Source organism: Sphingomonas sp. Xoc002, from assembly GCF_050408055.1.
In the GTDB taxonomy this organism is placed as follows: Bacteria; Pseudomonadota; Alphaproteobacteria; order Sphingomonadales; family Sphingomonadaceae; genus Sphingomonas; species Sphingomonas yabuuchiae.
Genome location: NZ_CP191175.1, coordinates 1,808,226 through 1,828,860, shown reverse-complemented (window position 1 = coordinate 1,828,860; position 20,635 = coordinate 1,808,226). Strand labels below are relative to the sequence as shown.

General features: G+C 65.8%; 13 protein-coding genes. 5 read left to right on the top strand and 8 right to left on the bottom strand.

Translation table 11 applies throughout. The annotated features are described in order from the left end of the window. The 4 genes from ACQR50_RS08035 to manD all read right to left on the bottom strand — a co-directional run bounded on the left by ACQR50_RS08035 (position 1) and on the right by manD (position 4,974). Positions 1-867, bottom strand: coding sequence for a hypothetical protein (locus ACQR50_RS08035; protein WP_428970531.1), 867 nt, complete (start codon positions 865-867; stop codon positions 1-3). A gap of 20 nt (positions 868-887) precedes the next feature. Beyond that, positions 888-2,159, bottom strand: coding sequence for a PQQ-dependent sugar dehydrogenase (locus ACQR50_RS08030; RefSeq protein ID WP_428970530.1), 1,272 nt, complete (start codon positions 2,157-2,159; stop codon positions 888-890). A gap of 76 nt (positions 2,160-2,235) precedes the next feature. Further along, positions 2,236-3,558 (bottom strand): MFS transporter, encoded by a 1,323-nt coding sequence (locus ACQR50_RS08025; protein WP_428970666.1) that lies wholly within the window; start codon positions 3,556-3,558, stop codon positions 2,236-2,238. A gap of 204 nt (positions 3,559-3,762) precedes the next feature. After that, entirely contained in the window at positions 3,763-4,974 is a 1,212-nt protein-coding gene (gene manD / locus ACQR50_RS08020) for a D-mannonate dehydratase ManD (RefSeq protein WP_428970529.1), read from the bottom strand. Between the two features lie 212 nt (positions 4,975-5,186). Between manD and ACQR50_RS08015 the strand changes: the two genes are divergently transcribed. From ACQR50_RS08015 to ACQR50_RS08005, 3 genes are all read left to right on the top strand, one after another. After that, on the top strand, positions 5,187-7,280 hold the full coding sequence (locus ACQR50_RS08015; protein WP_428970528.1) for an alpha-glucuronidase family glycosyl hydrolase: 2,094 nt from the start codon (positions 5,187-5,189) through the stop codon (positions 7,278-7,280). 488 nt (positions 7,281-7,768) lie between these two features. Next, positions 7,769-10,915 carry a TonB-dependent receptor gene (locus ACQR50_RS08010; protein WP_428970527.1) on the top strand — a complete coding sequence of 1,049 codons (3,147 nt, stop codon included), beginning with the start codon at positions 7,769-7,771 and terminating at the stop codon, positions 10,913-10,915. Between the two features lie 232 nt (positions 10,916-11,147). Beyond that, complete coding sequence (locus ACQR50_RS08005; RefSeq protein WP_428970665.1) at positions 11,148-13,718, top strand: PAS domain-containing protein; 2,571 nt, start codon at positions 11,148-11,150, stop codon at positions 13,716-13,718. On the opposite strand, the gene ACQR50_RS08000 is transcribed toward ACQR50_RS08005, so the two are convergent. The 3 genes from ACQR50_RS08000 to ACQR50_RS07990 all read right to left on the bottom strand — a co-directional run bounded on the left by ACQR50_RS08000 (position 13,715) and on the right by ACQR50_RS07990 (position 16,527). Beyond that, the gene (locus ACQR50_RS08000) at positions 13,715-14,308 is read right to left on the bottom strand and encodes a DUF2076 domain-containing protein (RefSeq protein ID WP_428970526.1); all 594 of its coding nucleotides are present in this window, start codon (positions 14,306-14,308) and stop codon (positions 13,715-13,717) included. The genes ACQR50_RS08005 and ACQR50_RS08000 overlap by 4 nt on opposite strands. An 81-nt stretch (positions 14,309-14,389) precedes the next feature. Next, on the bottom strand, positions 14,390-15,928 hold the full coding sequence (locus ACQR50_RS07995; RefSeq protein ID WP_428970525.1) for an FAD-dependent oxidoreductase: 1,539 nt from the start codon (positions 15,926-15,928) through the stop codon (positions 14,390-14,392). Between the two features lie 29 nt (positions 15,929-15,957). Continuing rightward, positions 15,958-16,527 carry a Dps family protein gene (locus ACQR50_RS07990; protein ID WP_172839659.1) on the bottom strand — a complete coding sequence of 190 codons (570 nt, stop codon included), beginning with the start codon at positions 16,525-16,527 and terminating at the stop codon, positions 15,958-15,960. Between the two features lie 193 nt (positions 16,528-16,720). Here ACQR50_RS07990 and ACQR50_RS07985 point away from each other — a divergent pair, with 193 nt between their 5' ends. Next, complete coding sequence (locus ACQR50_RS07985) at positions 16,721-18,076, top strand: alpha/beta fold hydrolase (protein WP_428970524.1); 1,356 nt, start codon at positions 16,721-16,723, stop codon at positions 18,074-18,076. Then, a complete protein-coding gene (locus ACQR50_RS07980) occupies positions 18,073-19,611 on the top strand; it encodes a GMC family oxidoreductase (RefSeq protein WP_428970523.1) in 1,539 nt (512 codons plus the stop codon). Before ACQR50_RS07985 ends, ACQR50_RS07980 begins: the two co-directional genes overlap by 4 nt. On the opposite strand, the gene ACQR50_RS07975 is transcribed toward ACQR50_RS07980, so the two are convergent. Then, a complete protein-coding gene (locus ACQR50_RS07975; RefSeq protein WP_428970522.1) occupies positions 19,608-20,489 on the bottom strand; it encodes a polysaccharide deacetylase family protein in 882 nt (293 codons plus the stop codon). The two genes, ACQR50_RS07980 and ACQR50_RS07975, sit on opposite strands and share 4 nt — an antisense overlap. Positions 20,490-20,635 lie beyond the last annotated feature (146 nt).

The window sequence follows — 20,635 nt, the reverse complement described above, 5'->3', positions numbered from 1 at the left end:
TTACCACGCCAGCATCAGCGAGATGGTGGCGTGCGGGACCACCGCCGCCGTCGTACCGCCCGGCGCGTCGAGTCGGCGCAGCCTGTCATCCCGGACCAGGGCGAGGATATCGCCCTGCAAGGTCGCGGCGCTGTCGCCGAGCTTGATGGGATAGGCGATGGACAGACCCCCGCTTCCGTAAACGCGCGTGCCGCTATCCTCCGCATAGAAGCCGTTCCAGCCGACGCCGACCAGTACCGGCACGCTGAGCGACGGCCCTTCCTCGCGCCCCGTAAGCGCGAAGGACGGACTGATCCCGGCAATCGTATAGAGACCGCCCTCCCCCTGCGTCCGGCGGGTGATCGCCGCACGGGGCTTCAACCGTCCGAGGCCTCGATCCGCCGTGTAGAGGATGCTCAGGCTCGCTTCATGCGTGGTGGAGGCGACCCCATTGGGGCTGGTCTTGATCGTATAGGTCGCAGCGGTCGTCAGCCCGTCCGCCGGACGCCAGGCAAGTCCGAGCAGGTTGTTGCTCTCATACCAGGCGCGCGGCGCGGCGCGCTCGTCGGCTCGCGGCGCGTGAAAGCCGTTCGAGCTTTGCCCGATGACGAACAGGTCGCCGCTGCCATCCCGTCCGCGCCGAAGCACCAACGCACCGCCGAAGGCGACATGCACCGGCACCCGATCGAGCGCGGCATCGTCGTCATCCAATGCACCGCGAGCATAATCCCCGTTGCGGATGTCGAGCGTCACGACCGGATGCCAATTCCTGACCCCGTCCTTCACGTCGATTTCGGAAAGCGTGGCATCCTCGGTATCGGCGAAGGGGATGGATTGACCCCGGGCGGGGCCTGCGACCGCGACGATGGCGAACAAGATAGCCGCCATCGCCGCACCATGTCCGCGTCTCACGAACTCCGACGGACCAGCCAGACCGTATCGCCCGCATCATCCAGCACGAAGATCGCGCCGTCCTCGCGGGTCTGGATGCTGACCGGACGGCCATAGACCTCGCCCTTCTTGGCGTCGGCCACGAAGCCGGTCAGGAAGGGCTGCGGCGCGGCGGTCGGGCGTCCGCTCGCAAAGGGCACGGCCAGCACGTCATAGCCGCTGAAGCTGGACCGGTTCCACGAACCGTGCCGTGCGACATAGGCGGTTTGCCCCGCATTTCCCTTGTCGAACGCCACGCCGAGCGCGGCGGCATGGGCGCCGACCGCAACGTCGGGCATCAGCGTCGTCGCGAGCAGATCACGACGCTCATTGGCATGGCGGGGATCCTGCTTTCCGTAATAGCTATACGGCCAGCCATAGAAGCCGCCTTCCTTCACGCCGACCAGATAATCGGGCGAGATATCGTCGCCGATCTCATCCCGTTCGTTGACCGCCGTCCACAACACCCCGCCGGGCGCCCAGGCCATGCCGACCGGGTTGCGCAAGCCCGAGGCGTAGAGACGCTCGCGCCCGCTAGCCAGATCGACCGCGAGGATGGCGGCGCGGCGAGTTTCCTCGTCCATGCCGAACTCACCGACATTCGACGCCGAGCCGACCGAGACATAGAGCGTACGGCCATCGGGGCTGAGCAGCAGGTTGCGGGTCCAGTGGTTGTTATAACCCCCGGCGGGCAGCGTCATCAGCGTCTTGGGGGCGGCAGTGATCGTCGTCTGGCCGGGCTGGTAGGGGAAGCTCACCACGCCGTCGGTGTTCGCGACATAAAGCCGCCCGCCGACATATTGCATCCCGAACGGCTGGTTCAGCCCTTCGCGCAACACGAAGCGTTGCTCCGCCACCCCGTCCCGGTCCGCATCGCGGAGCAGCGTCAGGCGGTTGGCGCTGAAACCGGTGGTCTTGGACAGCGCCTGACCGCGTTGAACCTCGGGATCGGCGTCGAGCTTGGGCTTGGTCCGCGCCTCCGCGACGATCACATCGCCATTGGGCAGCAGCAGTGCCTGACGCGGGTAATCGAGCCCACCTGCGAACTTCACCACCTCATAGCCGCGCGGTGCGACGGGCTTGCGCCCTTCCGGCCAGCCGATGGTCTTGGGGTGATTGACCACCGACTCGGTTGCATAGGGCTCGGGCTGGGGCGGCAGTCCGACGACTTGCGACGTCGACTGGGCAGAAACCCCGCCTGCGACCATCGTCGAAGCGAGAAGAAGATGGGCGAAGGCGATCCTGTTCATATTGGCTCCCGGCTGTGTCAGCGAGAAACCACCCGATCCGGCCATATATCCGCCGCCGCGATCGGGACATGAAATGTTACATGGAGCCGATCCTTACGTCGCGGTAGCGCGGATTGAGGATATGGAAGATCAGCAGCGCGACCAGATAGGCGACGCCGCATGCGATGAAGAAGGGCTGATAGCTCCCTACCCGGTCGAGCAGCGCGCCCAGCGCCTTGGACGCGATGAACCCGCCGGTCGCCCCGGCAAAGCCGCCCAGACCGATCAATGTTCCTTGCGCATAGCGCGGGAACTGGTCGCCGGGCAGCGCGAAGAGATTGGTCGAAAAGCCCTGATGCGCGGCACAGGCCAGGCCGATCATCGCCACTGCGATCCAGATGCTGCTCGCCTGTGCGGCGAACATCACGGGCAGCGCGAACAGTGCACAGGCGAACATCGCCTGCTTGCGCGCCCGGCCCGTCTCGACGCCGCGCTTGAGCAGCCGTGACGAATACCAGCCGCCGACGATCGCCCCGACATCGGCCATGATATAGATGGCGACCAGGGGCGGCCCGAAATTCTTCAGGTCATAACCATAGCGGCTGTGGAAGAAGTCCGGCAGCCAGAACAGGAAGGTCCACCAGACCGGATCGATCAGGAAGCGCCCGGTCATATAGGACCAGGACTCGCGGTGGCGCAGGACAGTCAGGAAGCCCGCGCGGCCCCCCGCGCTGCCCGTCGCCTCGACCGGCTCGGCCTCGATCCAGGCACGTTCCTCGGGCGTGATGCGCGGATGGCTCTGCGGCGGGTGATAGAGCCGCCACCAGGCGGTCAGCCAGACGAGGTTGAACAGTCCGGTGATGACGAAGGCCCAGCGCCAATCGAGCACCAGATCGGCGATCAGGAAGCCGACCAGCAACGGCGTCACCACCGCGCCGACATTGGCCCCGGCATTGAAGATGCCGATCGCCATCGCGCGTTCCTTCTTAGGGAACCATTGCGAGGCGGCCGCCAGTGCCGAGGGGAAAGTGCCCGCCTCCCCCAGCGCGAGCGGAATGCGGGCGAGCGCAAAGCCGGTGGTTGAGGTGACGAGCGTCTGCGCGAAATGCCCGACCGTCCATGCGCCCATTGCCAGCAGATAACCGGCGCGCGGCCCGATCCGGTCGATCAGCCAACCGAAGAGCAGGAAACCCAGGCCATAGGCGACCTGGAAATAGCCGGTGATGTCGCCGTAACCGCTATTGGTCCAGCCATAGAGCGCGGTCAGCTGCGGCTTGAGCACGCCCAGCACCAGCCGGTCGATGTAACTCAGTACGACGGCGGCGAAGAGAAGGCCGCAAATGACCCAGCGTACGCGTCCGCGCGGCGACGGCACGGCATGGGCTACGGTGTCCGGCGCGGCGGCGGCGGCCTGGGTCAGCTCCGATTGTTCAGGTCTCACGGCGTTTATTCCTCCCCTGCAAGGGGAGGGGGACCATGCGAAAGCATGGTGGAGGGGTGTAACCGGTCGCGATTTCTGGTCGACCTCGCCGACCGGGACACCCCTCCGTCAGGCCTACGGCCTGCCACCTCCCCTTGCAGTGGAGGAATGGGGTAAAGGTCGACTAGCCCTGGGGTACTCATCTTACCAGCTCCACAAGGTCCCGTCCTCCAGACGGTTCACCGGCAGATAGGCCCGCTTGTACGGATAGGTTTCCGCCAGCGCCTCGTCGATCTCGACGCCCAGGCCGGGCGCGTCGCCGGGGTGCATCATGCCGTCCTCGAAGCGATAATGATGCGGGAAGACGGCGTCCGTCTCGTCGGTATGCGGCATATGTTCCTGAATGCCGAAATTGGGGATCGACAGCCCGAAATGCAGCGCCGCCGCCATGGTGACGGGCGACAGGTCGGTCGCGCCGTGACAGCCGGTCCGCACCTGATACAGGTCCGCCAGCGAGGCGATCTGCCGCAAATGGGTCAGCCCGCCCGCATGGACGACGGTGGCGCGGATATAGTCGATCAGCCGGTTCTCGATCAGATGCTTGGCATCCCAGATCGAGTTGAAGATCTCGCCCACCGCCAGCGGCGTCGTCGTGTGCTGGCGGATCAGGCGGAACGCCTCCTGGTCCTCGGCGGGGGTCGCATCCTCGATCCAGAAGGGGCGATAGGGCTCCAGATCCTTGCCCAGCCGCGCCGCCTCGATCGGGGTCAGCCGGTGGTGGACGTCATGGAGCAGGTGCACGTCCCAGCCCAGCGCCTCGCGCGCGGCGGCGAAGAGTTCGGGCACGACGCTTAGATATTTCTCGGTCGACCAGATGCTTTCGCTGGGCAGGTCGGCATCGGCAGGCTCATAGCGCTGCCCCGCCTTCGCGACGCCATAGGTGGAGGCGAGGCCCGGCACACCGCATTGCAGGCGGATCGCACGATACCCCTCGTCGCGATGGCGGATGGCCGTGGCGATGGTGTCCTCGATCGACGTCCCGTTGGCATGGCAATAGACCATGCAGCCTTCACGCGCCGCGCCGCCCAGCAACTGATAGACGGGCAGCCCGGCGACCTTGCCCTTGATGTCCCACAACGCCATGTCGACCGCCGCGATCGCGGTCATCGTCACCGGCCCGCGCCGCCAATAGGCACCCTTGTAGAGATACTGCCAGATATCCTCGATCCGGTGCGCCTCCCGCCCGATCAGGCAGGGGATGACATGGTCCTGCAGATAACTGGCGACCGCCATCTCGCGCCCGTTGAGCGTCGCATCGCCCAGGCCGGTGGTGCCGTCGTCGCATTCGATCTTCAGCGTGACGAAGTTGCGCCCCGGCGACGTGACGATCAGGCGGGCGGAAACGATCTTGGGCATGGGTACGTCCTTCAGGCGAACAGAGGCGCGACGAAGGGACGGCCGCACGAAGCGGCATGGCCGGTCATGGGGCGGGTCATGGGTTGCCACCGGGTCATTCAGGCCCCTCCTGTCAGGCAGCCGGTCCGACCCGACTTGCCAATTGGTCTGATAGCGGTAACGTGCGGGCCAAGCGTCGGCTTGTCAATCGCCGACACATCGGGAGAGTATGGATGAAACGGATTCGCGCATGGACCACCGCGCTGTCCCTGTCTTTGGTCGCACTGCCGTTTCCGGCGGCGGCGGAAGATGGGTATGCGCTATGGCTGCGCAGTGTCGCGCCATCGGTCGGACAGGTGAATGTCAGGGTGTCAGGGGTATCGCCGACGCTGGATCTGGCAGGCACTGAACTGCGCCGTGCGCTGCCCGCCGGTACGCCGCCCGTGCTGGTGGCGACCGCATCGGACCCCGTCCTTCGCCCCTTGCGCCTGCCCTTCGAGGGACTGGGTGAGGAAGGGTATCTGGTCCGCGCCGTCACGCTGGGTGGCCAGAAGGTCGTTCTGGTTGCGGGAAACAGCGATCGCGGTGCGCTCTATGGTGCCTTCGCGCTGATCCGCCATCTCGCCACCGGCGGCACGGCAGATGGCGTCGCGCTCCGCTCTGCGCCCAAGGTCAAGCTGCGCGTGCTCAACCATTGGGACAATCTGGATGAGTCGGTCGAGCGCGGCTATGCGGGCCAGTCGCTCTGGGACTGGTGGACGCTGCCCGATTTCCGCGATCCCCGTTATACCGACTATGCCCGCGCGAACGCCTCGATCGGGATCAACGGCACCGTCCTGAACAACGTCAATGCCAAGGCCGACAGCCTGACCGCGCCCTATATCGCCAAGGCGGCGGCGCTGGCGGACGTGTTCCGGCCTTGGGGCATCAAGGTCTATCTGTCGGTCCGCTTCTCCGCACCGATCGAGCTGGGCGGGCTGAAGACCGCCGATCCGCGCGATCCGGCGGTGGCGGCGTGGTGGAAGGCGAAGGCCGACGAAATCTATCGCACCATCCCCGATTTCGGTGGCTTCCTGGTCAAGGCCAATAGCGAGGGCCAGCCCGGCCCGCGCGACTACGGCGCTTCCCATGCCGATGGCGCCAATATGCTGGCCGCGGCGGTGAAACCCCATGGCGGCATCGTGATGTGGCGCGCCTTCGTCTATGCCGAAACCGATCCCGAGGATCGCGCGAAACAAGCCTATACCGAGTTCAAGCCGCTCGACGGCAAGTTCGCCGACAATGTGCTGGTGCAGGTGAAGAACGGCGCGATCGACTTCCAGCCGCGCGAACCCTTCCACCCGCTGTTCGGCGCTATGCCTCGCACGCCGCTGATGATCGAGTTCCAGATCACCAAGGAATATCTGGGGTTTGCGACCCACCTCGCCTATCTCGGTCCACTGTTCACCGAGGTGCTGGACGCCAAGACCGGACAGAGGCCGGGCGAGACGGTCGCCGATGTGGTCGACGGCCAGGCCGAGCATCACAAACTCTCCGGCATGGCGGGCGTCGCCAATATCGGGCGCGATCGCGACTGGAGCGGATCGACCTTCAATCAGTCGAACTGGTACGCCTTTGGCCGTCTGGCCTGGGACCCCGATCTTTCGGCGGAGGATATCGCGCGCGCCTGGGCCGCGCAGACCTTCGGCACCGACCGGCAGGTCGTCGATACCGTCACTGCCATGATGATGGGAAGCCGGGAGGCCGTGGTCGACTATACCGGTGCGCTGGGCCTCGCGCACCTGATGGCCACGGGTCATCATTATGGTCCGGGGCCATGGGTGTCCGATCTGGCGCGCCCCGAATGGAACCCGACCTATTATCATCGCGCCGATGCGAACGGCATCGGCTTCGATCGCGCCGCCTCTGGCAGCAACGCCGTCGGCCAATATGCGGGGCCGGTCGCCAAGGCCTTTGCCAAGCCTGAGACGACACCGGAGTCGATGCTGCTCTGGTTCCATCATCTGCCCTGGGACCGGCGGATGGCGAGCGGTCGTACCCTCTGGGAGGATCTGGTCGCCCGTTATGATCGCGGTGTCGCCTATGTCGCGCAGATGCAACGGCAGTGGGACGGCCTGCGTCCGAAGATCGATGCCGAGCGGTGGCAAAAGACGGCGACCTATCTCGCCGTTCAGGAACGCGAGGCCCGCTGGTGGCGCGACGCCAGCCTGGCCTATTGGATGTCGGTCAACCACCGCCCCCTGCCCGCCGGAGTACGCGCGCCGGAACATGATCTGGCCTGGTACAAGGCGCAGCGCTTCCCCTATGCCCCCGGTCATACCCAGTAAGAAAAGCAACGGTCGCGGTCCGTCGGGGCCGCGACTCCATGCCCCCGTATCGGCAAAACCAGAAAGCGGAAATTTGGTCGGTCCGATATGACTATACCTGCTTAATTATAAATCGATTGCAGTATAGCCCATCCGCTTTCGGTCTCTGCCTAAAGAAATCCAACTGTCTCAACATGAAACGGTGGGGCTGTGGCAGAACAGCCATAGTTCGCCACGAACGCGCTGCGGCCTAACCAATTTGCATTGACTTGTGGACCAATAGAGCAGAACGATAGCGCTATCAGCATACGCCGCATCAGACGGTCGGAGGGGATAGCATGGTTAACGGCATCATCATGGCCGACGCATTGGCAGACCGCGTGGTGCTGCGTCCCGGCCACCAGCACGCTCCACCGGCAGCCTGATCCACCGCCCCTAATCTACCGATACACCCGAAATGATTCCGCATGTCGCAACGAACGACAGCGGGCCGCAAGAGAGGACCTGACATGAAATCCGTGCCCACCATCCGCCTCAGCCGCATCGCCCTGCTATGCGCCACGGCCGTCGGCGCGATGAGCGCATCGACCGCCTGGGCGCAGGCGGTTCCCGCCCCGCAAGGGCAGATACTTAATGATGGCCAGGATGACGGCCCCTCCGTGCCGCCCGCGCCGCAGACCGACCAGACCCAGGGCACACCGTCCGAGGACATCGTCGTCACCGGCTATCGTTCGAGCCTGGCCAAGTCGACCAACGCCAAGCGCGCGTCGACCGGCTTTACCGACTCGATCTTCGCTGAGGATATCGGCAAGTTCCCCGACACCAACATCGCGGAGTCCTTCAACCGCATTCCCGGCGTCACCATCACCCGCGACGTGACCGGCGAAGGCACCAACGTCGCCATTCGCGGCCTGGGATCGAACTTCACCAACGTGACCTTGAACGGCGCGCCGATCGCGGTCGCCTCGTCGGGCTCGACCGACGCGCAGGGCACCGACCGCTCGGTCGACCTCAGCTTCTTCCCGACCGACCTGTTCACCAAGCTGACCGTGAACAAGAGCTATACCGCCGACCTGCTGGAAGGGGGCGCGGCGGGCAATATCGACCTGCGCTCGGCCCGTCCGTTCGACCGCAACACCTCGTTCGTGGCCTATAACATCCAGGGCTCGAAGCAGACGCCGGAGGACCGGATCGGTGCGCGCGGCTCGCTGATCGGCAGTTGGCGCAACGACACGTTCGGCGTCCTGGCGGGCGTTTCGGCGCAGCGCTTGTTCACCGATACGCGCGGTTTCGAGACCATCGGCTACACCAACCCGGCGCTGACGGCGGCGCAGTGCGGCGCGACCAGCGGCTGCAACAGCACCGGCGGCGGCAACTGGACGATCCCGGCGACGGTGCCGGTCGGTGCCGGTGCGGGCCTCGTCCCCGGCACGGTGATCGACCGCAACTTCCTGCTCGCCAACAATCCCGGCGCGACCATCCAGCAGATCGACAACGGCCTGCTGCCCCGCCTGGGCCGCGTCACCAGCATTCGCGGCCCGCGCGACCGCATCAACGCGATCCTGAGCGCCGAATATCGCCCGACCGACGAGCTGCATTTCTATGTCGACGGTCTGTACGGCTTTAAGAAGAACGAGCTGACCCGTGAGAACATGGCCTGGATCGTCCGCAACGGCGCGATCATCCCGACCAACCTGACCTTCGACAAGTCCGATTGCAGCGCGGGCTGCACGGTCACCGGCGGCACGTTCGCCAACGCCCAGTTCTTCAACGAATTTCGCCCCTATACCGAGACGACGCGCCTCTGGAGCGTCAATCCGGGTGCCGAGTGGCAGATCAACGACAAGCTGAAGCTGAACTTCCAGGGCAATTACGCCCGCTCGACCTTCCATCGCGAGAGCCCGACCGTCGGCATGACGACGCCGCTGGGCGTCGGCAACACCGTCACCTTCTCGAACACCGGCGGCATTCCGACGATCAAGAGCGCGCTGGACCTGAACGATCCGAAGAATTTCGGCTGGTATGCGGGCAGCCGCGTCAACCTGCAGGACGAACGTCGCCTGAACATCAACAAGGGGCTGCGCGGCGACCTGACCTGGGGCGACACCGCGCTGAACCTGAAGGTCGGCGGCGCCTATGACGATACGTCGCGCCGCATCCGGGGCTTCGACAACAGCCAGTTCTGGCAGAACGCGGTCTGCGGCAACAATCCGAACGTCGCCGTCCCCTCGCCCAACTCGCAGCCGCCCTGCGAAGGCCTGAACGCGCCGGGCGCGGCGCCCGCCGGTTATCCGACCTATCCGGGTTATGGCACCGGCTTCAGCTCGGGCATGACCGGCCCGGTCAGCTATGGCGGTTCGCTGATCCCCAACAGCGCGGCATCCAGCTATCTGTCGCCCGGCCCAGCCGGTTTCGTGACGGTCAATTGGCCCGCCTTCGCCAAGGCCAGCAACTACCAGTTCTTCCACGACAATGCGCCCGAGAATGGCGGCGCGAACACCGGCGCCAGCGCGGGCTTCATCCGCGAGGTCGTGAAGTCGGCCTTCGCGACCGTCAACGGCGCGCAGGAACTGGGCGGCAACACGCTGCGCTTCAATGTCGGCCTGCGCTACGTCAACACGATCCAGACGATCTCGGGCCGCGTCTCGGTCCCCGATCCCCGCAACACGACCGCAACCGGCGCGTCGCTGCCCGATGGCAGCCGCTATCCCAGCATCGTGAACATCGCCGATACCCGGAACGTCTATTCGGAATGGCTGCCCGCGGCGACCTTCGCCTATGACATCGGCGACCATGCGGTGGTCCGTGTCGCGGGTTCGCGCACCATGACCCGTCCGGACCCGTCGGCGCAGCTGCCGGGCATCAACTTCGGCGCGCCCTCGGCCGACCAGGCCTCGATCGGCAACCCGGCGCTGGCCCCCTATCTGTCGACCAATCTCGACCTGGGCTTCGAATATTATACCGGCCGTGAGGGCGTGATCAGCTTCAACGCGTTCCGCAAGTCGCTGGAAGGGTTCACCACTACCGCGATCAGCACGGTGCCCTTCTCGAACCTGGCGCAGTACGGCATCACCTATGACACGCTGAACCCGACGCAGCAGATCGCGATCAACGCGCGCGGCGGACCCAGCCAGGCGCAGGTGCAGGTCACGTCGCAGGTCAACGTGCCCAACAAGCTGACCATCAACGGCCTGGAATTCCAGTGGGTTCAGCCGCTCGACTTCCTGACCCGCGCGATCGGCATCACCGGCTTCGGCTTCAACGCCAACGCCACCATCGTCGACCAGCGCAGCGACGGCCCGGCCGTTGCGTTCGGCGTGGCGCCCTTCACCTACAACATCACCGGCTATTACGAGAAGAACGGCGTGATGCTGCGTGTCGCCACGACTTCGCGTCAGGGCGCGCAGAATAGCGGCGCGGCGCAGAACGGCATCCCCAACGCGGCGCTGTTCGGCACCGACTTCACGACCTACGACTTCTCGTCGGCGTTCGATCTCGACAAGATCTTCGGCATTGCCGGGGCGCCGCAGCTGACCGTCAACGTCGCCAACTTCACCAACGCGACGCTGCGCTCCTATTTCCAGTTCGAGAACGCGACGTTCACCCAGTACAAGCCGGGTCGTCAGTTCCTGATCGGCCTGCGCGGCACCTTCTAACCTTTCGATCGTTCACCCCTCGCGATCGGACAGAGGCCCCGGTGAAAACCGGGGCCTTTTTTTGCGAGCGGCGCTGCCGTCATCAGCGGCAGCACCGCCTGACTCTAACGTCGATCAATGATTGTTTCGCGCTTTCGGCTTTATCGAGTATCGTGCACCAGTGACCGACCCCTCCCCTTCCTCCAGCGTGCCGCACGGCAAGGGCGTCGCTGCCATCAATACCGGTGTGGAAATGCCCCCCTTTCTCATCGGCGGTGGCGATTGTGCCGATCGGATCGCTCGCCTGGACTGGTCCGCCACGGCGCTCGGCCCCGTCGAAAGCTGGCCGATCTCGTTGACGATGACGCTCGCCTTGGTGCTGCGCTCGGCCGTGCCGTACCTGCTGTTCTGGGGCGAGGACGGGGTGATGCTGTACAACGACGCCTATGCCCGCTTCGTCGGGGACGGCCATCCGGGGTTGCTGGGGAAGACGGTCCACGAAGGCTGGCCCCAATATGCCGCCTTCAACGACGTCATCATGACCGCCGGTCTCGGCGGCAAAACGCTGCACTTCCCGGACCTGCCCGCGACCCTCTACCGCAACGGGCAGGAAACGCAGGCCTGGGCCAATTTCGATACGTCGCCCATCGTCGATGGGCAGGGCAAGCCGGTCGGCGTCCTGTGCCTGCTGGCCGATACGACGCAGCGGGTTCTGGCGGAGCGGCGCGCGGCGTTCCTGCTGACCCTGGCCGATCATATGCGGGCGCTGGAGACGCCCACCGCAATCATGGCGCTGGCGGCGGAACGGTTGGGCGAGGAACTGTCGGCCAGCCGCGTCTTCTATGCCGAGATCACGAGCAAAGGCTGGATGACCGTCGAGCGCGATTATGCGCGCGGCGTATCCTCGATCGTCGGCCGCCATTCGCTGGTCAGTTTCGGGCCGGACCTGCTGGCCGCCTATCGCGGCGGCGCGCCGGTGGTCGTCACCAATGTCGGCGCCGACGACCGCCTGAGCGACGGCGCGCGTTCCGGGCTTCAGGCGCGCGAGGTCGGCGCATTCGTCGATGTCGTGCTGTTCGAGGAAACCGAATGGGTCGGCCTGCTCGCGGTCCAAAGCGCCACGCCGCGCATCTGGAGCCCTGAGGAAGAAGCGCTCGTCCAGAATGTCGGCGAGCGGGTCAAGGTCGCGGTCGAGCGGGCTCGCGCCGAAATGGCCCTGCGCGAGTTGAAGGACACGCTGGAGCAGCAGGTCGTCGAGCGCACCGCCGAGATCCGCCGCTATCACGAAATCGTCGAGGCGATCGCGTCGCCCATCTGCGCCTTCGATACCGACTATCGGCTGATCGCCTTCAACAAGGCGCACAACCAGGAATTCCGGCGAATCTTCGGGTTCGACACCAAGCTCGGCGACGTGTTTCCCGATCAGTTCGTGCCGGACCAGCGTAATTCTATCAGGGCGCTGATGACCCGGGCGCTGACCGGGGAGCATTTCACCGTCACCGAAGCCTTTGGCAGCCCGGATCTCGCCAAGCCGATCTGGGAAATCACCTATACCCCGCTTCGCGACGGCGCGGGTCGGGTGATCGCGGCCTTCCACCAGGCCACCGACATTTCCGAGCGCCTGAAGGCGGCCGCCGAACTGGAGGCGGCGCAGGAGGCCCTGCGACAAAGCCAGAAGGTCGAGGCGATGGGCAGCCTGACCGGCGGCGTCGCGCACGATTTCAACAACCTGCTGACGCCGATCATCGGCTCGCTCGACATGCTGATGCGCAGGGGCTCCGGCACGGCGCGCGAACAGCGGTTGATCGACGGGGCGCTGCAATCGGCCGAACGCGCCAAGACCCTCGTCCAGCGCCTGCTCGCCTTCGCCCGCCGCCAGCCGCTCCAGCCGACCGCCGTCGATCTGGGCCAGCTGGTCGACAGCATGGCCGACCTCATCGAATCCACGGTCGGCCCGACCATCACGCTGGAGGTGGAGGTCGCTGACGCCCTTCCCCCCGCCCGGGCCGATGCCAATCAGCTTGAAATGGCGCTGCTCAATCTGGCGGTCAACGCACGCGATGCGATGCCGAGCGGCGGCACGCTGTCGGTCAAGGTCCACCGCTGCGAGGTCGACGGCCAGCAGACGACCGACGTTCCGGCAGGTGACTATATCTGCCTGAGCGTCGGCGATACCGGCATGGGCATGGACGAAGAGACCCGCCTGCGCGCGATCGAGCCCTTCTTCTCGACCAAGGGCGTCGGCAAGGGGACGGGCCTGGGCCTGTCCATGGTGCATGGTCTGGCCGCACAGCTTGGTGGTGGCCTGACGATTTCGAGTGCGCTGGGGCACGGAACGGCGATCACGCTCTGGCTGCCGCTCAGCGACGTCGAGACGGCGACGGTCGCGTCTGTTACCCCCGCCCCGGCAAGGGCCGATGGCATCGGCACTGTCCTGTTGGTGGATGATGAGGATCTGGTGCGGATGAGCACCGCCGACATGCTGGCCGATCTGGGTTACGGCGTGGTCGAGGCATCGTCCGGCGAACAGGCGCTGGAACTGGTACAGGCCGGGTTGCGCCCCGACCTGCTCGTCACCGATCACCTGATGCCGGGTATGAGCGGCGCGCAGCTCGCCCGCGAGTTGCAGGACAAGCTGGCCGAACTTCGCTCCCTCATCGTATCGGGCTATGCCGAGGCGGAGGGGCTGGATGTCGAGGTCGCGCGACTGACCAAGCCGTTCCGGAGCGAGGAACTGGCGGCGAGTCTGGCCGCCATCGGAGCGTCAGCCCCGGCAAGCCGGGCGGCCCCCGAAGGGGACGCCGCCCAGCCGATCATTGCTTAATAAACGTCGGAATTGTCGAAGTCGGAATTGCCGTCGTCGAAACGGCCGCCATCGTCATCGTTGAAGTTGTTGATGGTGACATTCTCCGGTCGGTCCATAAAGCCCTGGCCGCCGCCACCGAACAGGCCACCACCGCCACCGCCGCCGCGATGGCCGAACATGTCGGACAGGCCCGAAAACAGCATCTCGCCGCCGACGACGCCCGCCGCCGTGGTGCCCGCGCTGCGCAGGAAGCTGCCCAGCCCGCCGCCGCCGGAGAAGACGCCCGGCCGGGCCTCGGGCGGGGGTGGCGAATAACAGTCCTGCGGGCGCGCACCCCAGGGGCCGCTAGCGCCCTGCGGCAGGAAGCTGCTGCTTCCCGGTGCGGGGGGCGCTTGTTGCTGGCGCTCCAGCTCGGCGATGCGCTGCTGTGCCGCGTGCAGCGACTGGTCGGCCACGATGGCGTGCTGAACCAGCAGATAGGCCGCGTCCGGATTGAAGGACAAAGCGCGGGCGATCATCGCATCGGCCTCGGGGTCCTTCCCGCCCGTACGCGCGGCGGACAGTTCATCGAGAAAGCGGGTAAGCAACGTGCGTTCTTCGGCGTTCATCGGGGCACTCCAATCTTACGCCCCGAAAGATCGTCGAGCCCGACCCCAGATCAAGATCGGAAGGCTTGGATGACCGATTATTCACCCCGACGGCATCTTGTCTCCAGCCTGTGAACGGCCTTCCTGCTCCCACTCATATTCCTTTTGCAGCGCCAGTTCGTCGCGCCCCGCCGTCAGAACAGCCTGTTCGCGGCCCTTTTCGGCAAACGACACCACGAAATCCTTGGCCGGGACATCGCCATCGATCGTCCGATCCTCGGGCGAGGCGACATGGCCCACATAGCGCAGGCTCAGGTCGTAATGGCCCGACCAGAAGAACGGCACCGCACGATAATCGCCGCTCGCCTGTCCCATGAAATGCCGGGCCAGCCATTGCCCCATGCGCTGCGCCACCACCCAATGCTCGACCCGGATGGGATGACCGAGACGAGGGTCCGGTGCATTGGCGATATCGCCGATCGCGTGGATGGCGGGATCGGACGTCCGCAGTCGGGCATCGACCTTCACGCCGCCCCCATCGGACTTGTCGGCCAGATCGAGGCCGGCCGCTTCCGCCAGTTCCACCCTTAGCCGTACGCCGATCCCGGCGACGACGAAGTCGCCCTTCACTTCGGAGCCGTTGTCGAGCATGGCGACATGGCCGTCCCAGCGCGCGATACGGCGGTCCAGGTGGAAGGTGACGCCCTTGGACTCGTGCAGGTCACGGATCATCGCACCGACCTCAGGCCCGGCCGTCTTCTCCAACGGCCATTCGTCATCGGATATGACCGCGACCTCCAGCCCGCGCGCGATCAGCGAGCCAGCGACCTCCAGGCCGATATAGCTCGCCCCGACCACGATGGCGCGCTTCGCCTGCCCGGCCGCACCGATCAGTTGGTCGGCATCGGCCAGCGTCCGCAAGGCGAACACGTCCTTTCGATCCGAACCGTAAAAATCGGGCGACACCACCGCCGCACCGGTTGCCAGCACCAGCCGATCATAGGATATGGTATCGGCGTTCTTCAGGACGATGGTCTTGGCTTCGCGGTCGATCCGTGACACGGCAATGCCGGACCGGACGTCCACGCTCTCCAGTCCGGGCAAGACGGTCTCGCCTCGCTTCGCCTTACCCGCCAAATATTGTTTCGAGCAGAAGGTGCGATCATAGGGCGCATCGCTCTCTTCATCGATCACGATCACCGAGGCGCCCGCACCGTGGCGGGCCAGCATTTCGGCACAGGCATGACCCGCGGCGCCAGCGCCGATGATGACGATGCGTTCCAGCTCCGCAGCCTCTGCGGCCTCAGGTGCAGGACCCGGTTCGGCGGGACCGGTGATCCGAAACTGGCCGTCGTCCTCGACCACCTCGAACCGCTCCAGCGGCGCGAAGGCGGGTGCGCCCACGGCCTCGCCCGTCTCAATATCAAAACGGGCATGATGCCAGGGACAGCGAAGCGTGCCGTCCGCGACGATCCCGTCGGCCAAGGGCGCCTTCAGATGCGTACACTGGCCCGCCAGCGCGCAGACTCGCCCTTTGTGCCGGACGAGCACGACATCCTGCCCGTCCAGCACACCGGCGACGATACGCCCTTCCTGCACTTCGCTAGAGGCGATGCCCTTCGCCAGATCACGATCCGCCATCGCCTCTTGCCTTCCTGCTTTATCGGGGGTCAGTCGGCGCGCTGAAGCGCCGTCGCGGCGAGATGCTCGCCGACGAACCAGACCTGCGGTTCGTTGGAGCGGATGATGTCGCTGACCAGCAGGTCATTGGTGCCGTCATCGCCCGACTCGTCGGCGGTCTTGGCGCCCTCATGCGCCTGTTCCAGCACGATACGATGCGCCTCCAGCAGGCGGGCGAGCATCGTCGGTACATCCTCGCGGCCGCGCGGCGGGCGCGGGATACGGGTCATCTCGGCCACGTCATGCGGCGTCGCGATGCTGATGCCGCCCAGCGCCTGGATGCGCTCGGCCACCATGTCGACCAGTTCGGCCTGCTTTTCATAATGCGTATCGAGCAGCAGATGCAGCTGATAGAAGGTTGCGCCCGACATCTGCCAATGATGCTTCTTGTAGAGATCACGCAGCATCATGGTGTCGGCCAGCACTTGGTTCAGGATCGACACGCTTTGCTTACGGGCATTGTCGGACAGACCCAGCGGCAAGTCCTTCAACGTGCCGAAGGGCTGGATCTCGCGATATTCGATCTTGTACTGCGGCTGCGCCTGGTCGGTATCGGCCACGACTTTACTCCGATCATGGATAGGGACCGTGGCCAAGCGCTTGCCTCCGCGCACGGTTCCATGAATTTTACGGCATCGGGCGACCGGTGAGGATTATCGCCTATGATCCAAATTAATTTTTGTTGAGAGGCATTTGTCAGGAACGGACCGTGCCGTGCGGCGTCCAGCATGGGCTTTCAAGGAACCCGGCCGCATGATCCAACCGACCTTCGTCTTTCTCCACGCCCTGGGTTCCAGCAAACGGGAATGGGAGCTGGTGTGCCGACATCTTGGCAGTGCGCCTTGCATGGCACTCGACCTTCCGGGTTTCGGCGACCGGGCTGATGAAGGCTATGCCGATGTCTCGGCGATGGCCGACGATCTGGCCGGTACGATCCGCCGCAACGGCCTGACCGCCTGTATCCTGGTCGGACACAGCATGGGCGGCAAGATCGCGACCATCGTCGCGGCCCGCGCGGCGGCGGGCGAGATCGGGCTGGCCGGGGTCGTCGGCGTCGCGCTGGTCGCCGCCTCGCCCCCCTCGCCCGAACCGATGGACGAGGAGCGCCGCGCGCAGATGATCGGCTGGGTCGCGGGCGGATCGATCGGGCAGAGCGATGCGGAGACCTTCGTCGAGGCCAATACCGCGTCGGCTCTGCCGCCCGAACGGCATGACCGGGCAGTGGCGGACGTGCGGCGTTCGAGCCGGGAGGCATGGCTCGGCTGGCTGGAACGGGGCAGCCTGGAGGATTGGAGCGGTCAGGTCGGCCAGATCTCGATCCCGGCGCTGATCGTCGCAGGCTCGGAGGACGGTGACCTGAACGAGGATGCGCAGCGCAGGCTCAACGCGCCGCATTACCGTCACGCCGATATTTGCGTCGTCGATGGTGCCGCGCACCTGATCCCTTATGAACAGCCTGAAGCGCTCGCTCGGGCCCTTGAAGACCATGCCACATCGCTGGCCCCTTCGATCCTGCCGACGGGGTTCCTGGATATCCTGGGCTCTGATCGGGTCAGCCGCCGCACCCGCGCCGTCATGCTGGAGCGGACCCGTCCGGTGTCCGACGCCGAACTTCCATGGTCGGACGCCGAGCGGGCGACCGTCCAGGCCCTGATCGCCCATATTCTGCCGGAAGACGTCTCCGCGCATGATCTTGCCCAGCGGGTCGAGCTGGCCATAACGCAGGGGGCGGGGGACGGCTGGCGCTTCGCCGATCTGCCGCCCGATCCGGAGGCCTGGCGGCAAGGGTTGCTGACCCTGGATGCGCTCACCGGCCGCTTTGCCGCGCTGGACCATGGCACGCAGGCCGACTGGCTGGACCGGATCGCCACCGGGAATGACGACGCCACCGCCAATGCGGGTCCGTTCTCGCCAGTGCAGATGGCCCTCTGGTTTCAGGACGTTCGCGCGGAAGTCGTTCGCCAATGGGCCGCCCTGCCCTCGACGATGGCGGCGATCGGCTATGACGGCTTTGCGGTCGGCGGCGATGGCCCCCGCAAGCAAGGCTATCGCCGAACCGGCGCGAACGATGTCGAAGCCTGGCAGACGGTACGGGAGAAGATGGCATGAGCCGCGCCCCCTATGCCGCGACCGAGATGGTCGATGCCGTCGTCATCGGGACCGGCGCGGGTGGCGCGCCGCTGACCGCACGGCTGGCCGAGGCCGGGCTGTCGGTCGTAGCGCTGGAAGCGGGACGGTCCTTCACCCCGAACGAACATGTCGCTGACGAACTCGCCGCCAATATCTACTGGATGGAAGAGCGACTGAGCGGCGGCAACGACCCGACCGCCTTCGGCTCCAACAATTCGGGTATGGGCGTCGGCGGTTCGACACTTCACTGGGGTGCCTTTTGCCCGCGCCCCGATCCCCGCGACCTGCAACTGAAAACCATGACCGGGCAAGGCGCGGACTGGCCCGTCCCCCATGCCGAACTGATCGCCTATGTCGAAGAGGTGGAGGCGTTTACCGGCGTCTCCGGCCCGGCCCGTTATCCCTGGGACGACAGCCGCTGCTATGCCTATCCGCCGGTTCCCCGCAATGCCTCCGCCGAGGTGATGGCACGGGGGTGCGAGGCGCTGGGCATCACGGTGGCGGACGCTCCGGCCGCGCTCGTCTCGCGCGACCGCGACCAGCCGCATTGGGGACAGCGCCAGGCCTGCGTCAATTGCGGCACCTGTCACCAAGGCTGCCGCAACGCCGCCAAGACCAGCATGGACACCAGCTATCTCCCCATGGCCGTCGCGCATGGGGCCGAGATACGCTCTCAAGCGCGCGTGCTGTCCTTCGAGTTCGACCAGCAAGGGCGGATCGACGGGGTCGTCTATCATCAGGGCGGTCAGGAGCATCGCCAGCGCTGCCGCGCCGTCTTCCTGTGTGCAGGCGGGGTCGAGAGCCCGCGCCTGCTGCTGAACCTGGGCCTCGCCAATTCCAGCGGACAGGTCGGCCGCAACTTCATGGCGCATGTCGCGACCCAGGTCTGGGGACGCTTCGATGACGAGATGCGGATGAACCGGGGTTATCCCTCCTCGCTGATCAGCGAAGACATGATGCGCCCCGCCGATGCCGATTGCGTCGGGGGCTATCTGATGCAGAGCCTGGGCGTACTGCCGGTCAACCTCGCCACCGGACTGGCGCGCGGGGCGGGCATGTGGGGCACGCGCCTTCAGTCGATCCTGCGGAATTACAACCGCATGGCGGGGATCGGCATCAATGGCGATTGCCTGCCGCATCCCGACAACCGCCTGACCCTGTCGGACGAAACCGACTCGTTCGGCCATCGCAAGGCGCGGATCAATTTCAGCTATCATGCCAATGAACGCGCCATCGACCAGCATTCCCGCCGCGTCATGACCGCCATCTGGGAAGCGGCGGGCGCGCAGGACATTTTCGCGGTCGATCGCTCGGCGCATACCATCGGCACCTGCCGCATGGGCGACAATGGCGACGAGGCCGTGGTCGACGCGGACGGGCGCAGCTTCGACATCGCCAATCTGTGGATTTGCGACAATTCGGTGTTCCCCAGCGCGCTGGCCGCGAACCCTGCGCTGACGATCATGGCGCTGTCGCTGCGCACGGCGAATCGCTTCCTGGCGTCGGGGCGCTAGGCGGCGAGCCCGTTCGCCTCGACATGGTTGGCGATCGCTCCGGCGGTCGTCCACCATATCCGGGGATCGTCGGCCTCGCGCAGCGCCGTCAACACACGCGCGAGCGGCGGGACGCGGTGCGCCTGCCCCATGATATAGGGGTGCAGCGCGATCCCGAGGACCGAGGAACGGCGATCGGCCTCGGACAGCAATTGCGCGACGGCATCGCGGATCATGGCGGCAAAGACATCCGCCTCCTGCTTGCGCTGGATCACGGCGGGCAGGTCGTTGATCTCCTGCGAGTAGGGAATGGACAGAAGCTCGCCCTGTTTGGTCGCCAACCGGGTCGGCTGATCGTCATGCGCCCAGTCGAGCACGTAGCGATAGCCCGCCGCCTTCAGCAGGTCGGGCGTCACCTCGCTCTCCGAAATCCAGGGGCCCAGCCAGCCGGTGGGGCGCGTGCCGAGCGCGGCCAGTCTGTCGGTCACGTCGGCGATCAGGCGGCGTTCCTCCCCCTGCCCCAGCTTGCCCTGCGCCTTCGCATTGCTGCCGCCATGCGCGGCGATCTCGTCGCCCCGGTCGCGACAGGCCTCGGCCAGCCCCGGACAGCGATCCAGCACATCGGCGTTCAACAACGCCGTGGTCTTCAGCTCCAGCCGGTCGAACAATTCGAACAGCCGCCACGCGCCCACCCGATTGCCATAGTCGCGCCAGGCATAGTTCATCACGTCCGGCTGGTTCTGCGACGGCGCCAGCTCGGCTCCCAGGCCGCCGCCAAAGTCGAAGACTTCATGATTGACGCCCAGATAGATGGCGACCCTGCGCCCCTCGGGCCAATCATAGGCGGGGCGGTCGATGATTGGGCGAAAGGGGTAGCGACCCGGATCGGATGAAGGCATGGCACGTCAACGTCGCCCCGCGCCAATGGATGCCCGGCCTCCCCATATCCACGCTTTTGTAATGTCGGAGTTTTGGGCTAGGGCAATGACTTCGATGAGCCTCGTGGCGATTCGAACGACAAGGACCGCTACGATCCCGTCCGGGA

Coding starts and splice junctions, on each gene's coding strand:
- ACQR50_RS07985 (WP_428970524.1), top strand. CDS start 16,721: ATGATCCAACCGACCTTCGTCTTTCTCCACGCCCTGGGTTCCAGCAAA.
- ACQR50_RS07995 (WP_428970525.1), bottom strand. CDS start 15,928: ATGGCGGATCGTGATCTGGCGAAGGGCATCGCCTCTAGCGAAGTGCAG.
- manD (WP_428970529.1), bottom strand. CDS start 4,974: ATGCCCAAGATCGTTTCCGCCCGCCTGATCGTCACGTCGCCGGGGCGC.
- ACQR50_RS08015 (WP_428970528.1), top strand. CDS start 5,187: ATGAAACGGATTCGCGCATGGACCACCGCGCTGTCCCTGTCTTTGGTC.
- ACQR50_RS07975 (WP_428970522.1), bottom strand. CDS start 20,489: ATGCCTTCATCCGATCCGGGTCGCTACCCCTTTCGCCCAATCATCGAC.
- ACQR50_RS08035 (WP_428970531.1), bottom strand. CDS start 867: ATGGCGGCTATCTTGTTCGCCATCGTCGCGGTCGCAGGCCCCGCCCGG.
- ACQR50_RS07980 (WP_428970523.1), top strand. CDS start 18,073: ATGAGCCGCGCCCCCTATGCCGCGACCGAGATGGTCGATGCCGTCGTC.
- ACQR50_RS08000 (WP_428970526.1), bottom strand. CDS start 14,308: ATGAACGCCGAAGAACGCACGTTGCTTACCCGCTTTCTCGATGAACTG.
- ACQR50_RS08030 (WP_428970530.1), bottom strand. CDS start 2,159: ATGAACAGGATCGCCTTCGCCCATCTTCTTCTCGCTTCGACGATGGTC.
- ACQR50_RS08010 (WP_428970527.1), top strand. CDS start 7,769: ATGAAATCCGTGCCCACCATCCGCCTCAGCCGCATCGCCCTGCTATGC.
- ACQR50_RS08005 (WP_428970665.1), top strand. CDS start 11,148: ATGCCCCCCTTTCTCATCGGCGGTGGCGATTGTGCCGATCGGATCGCT.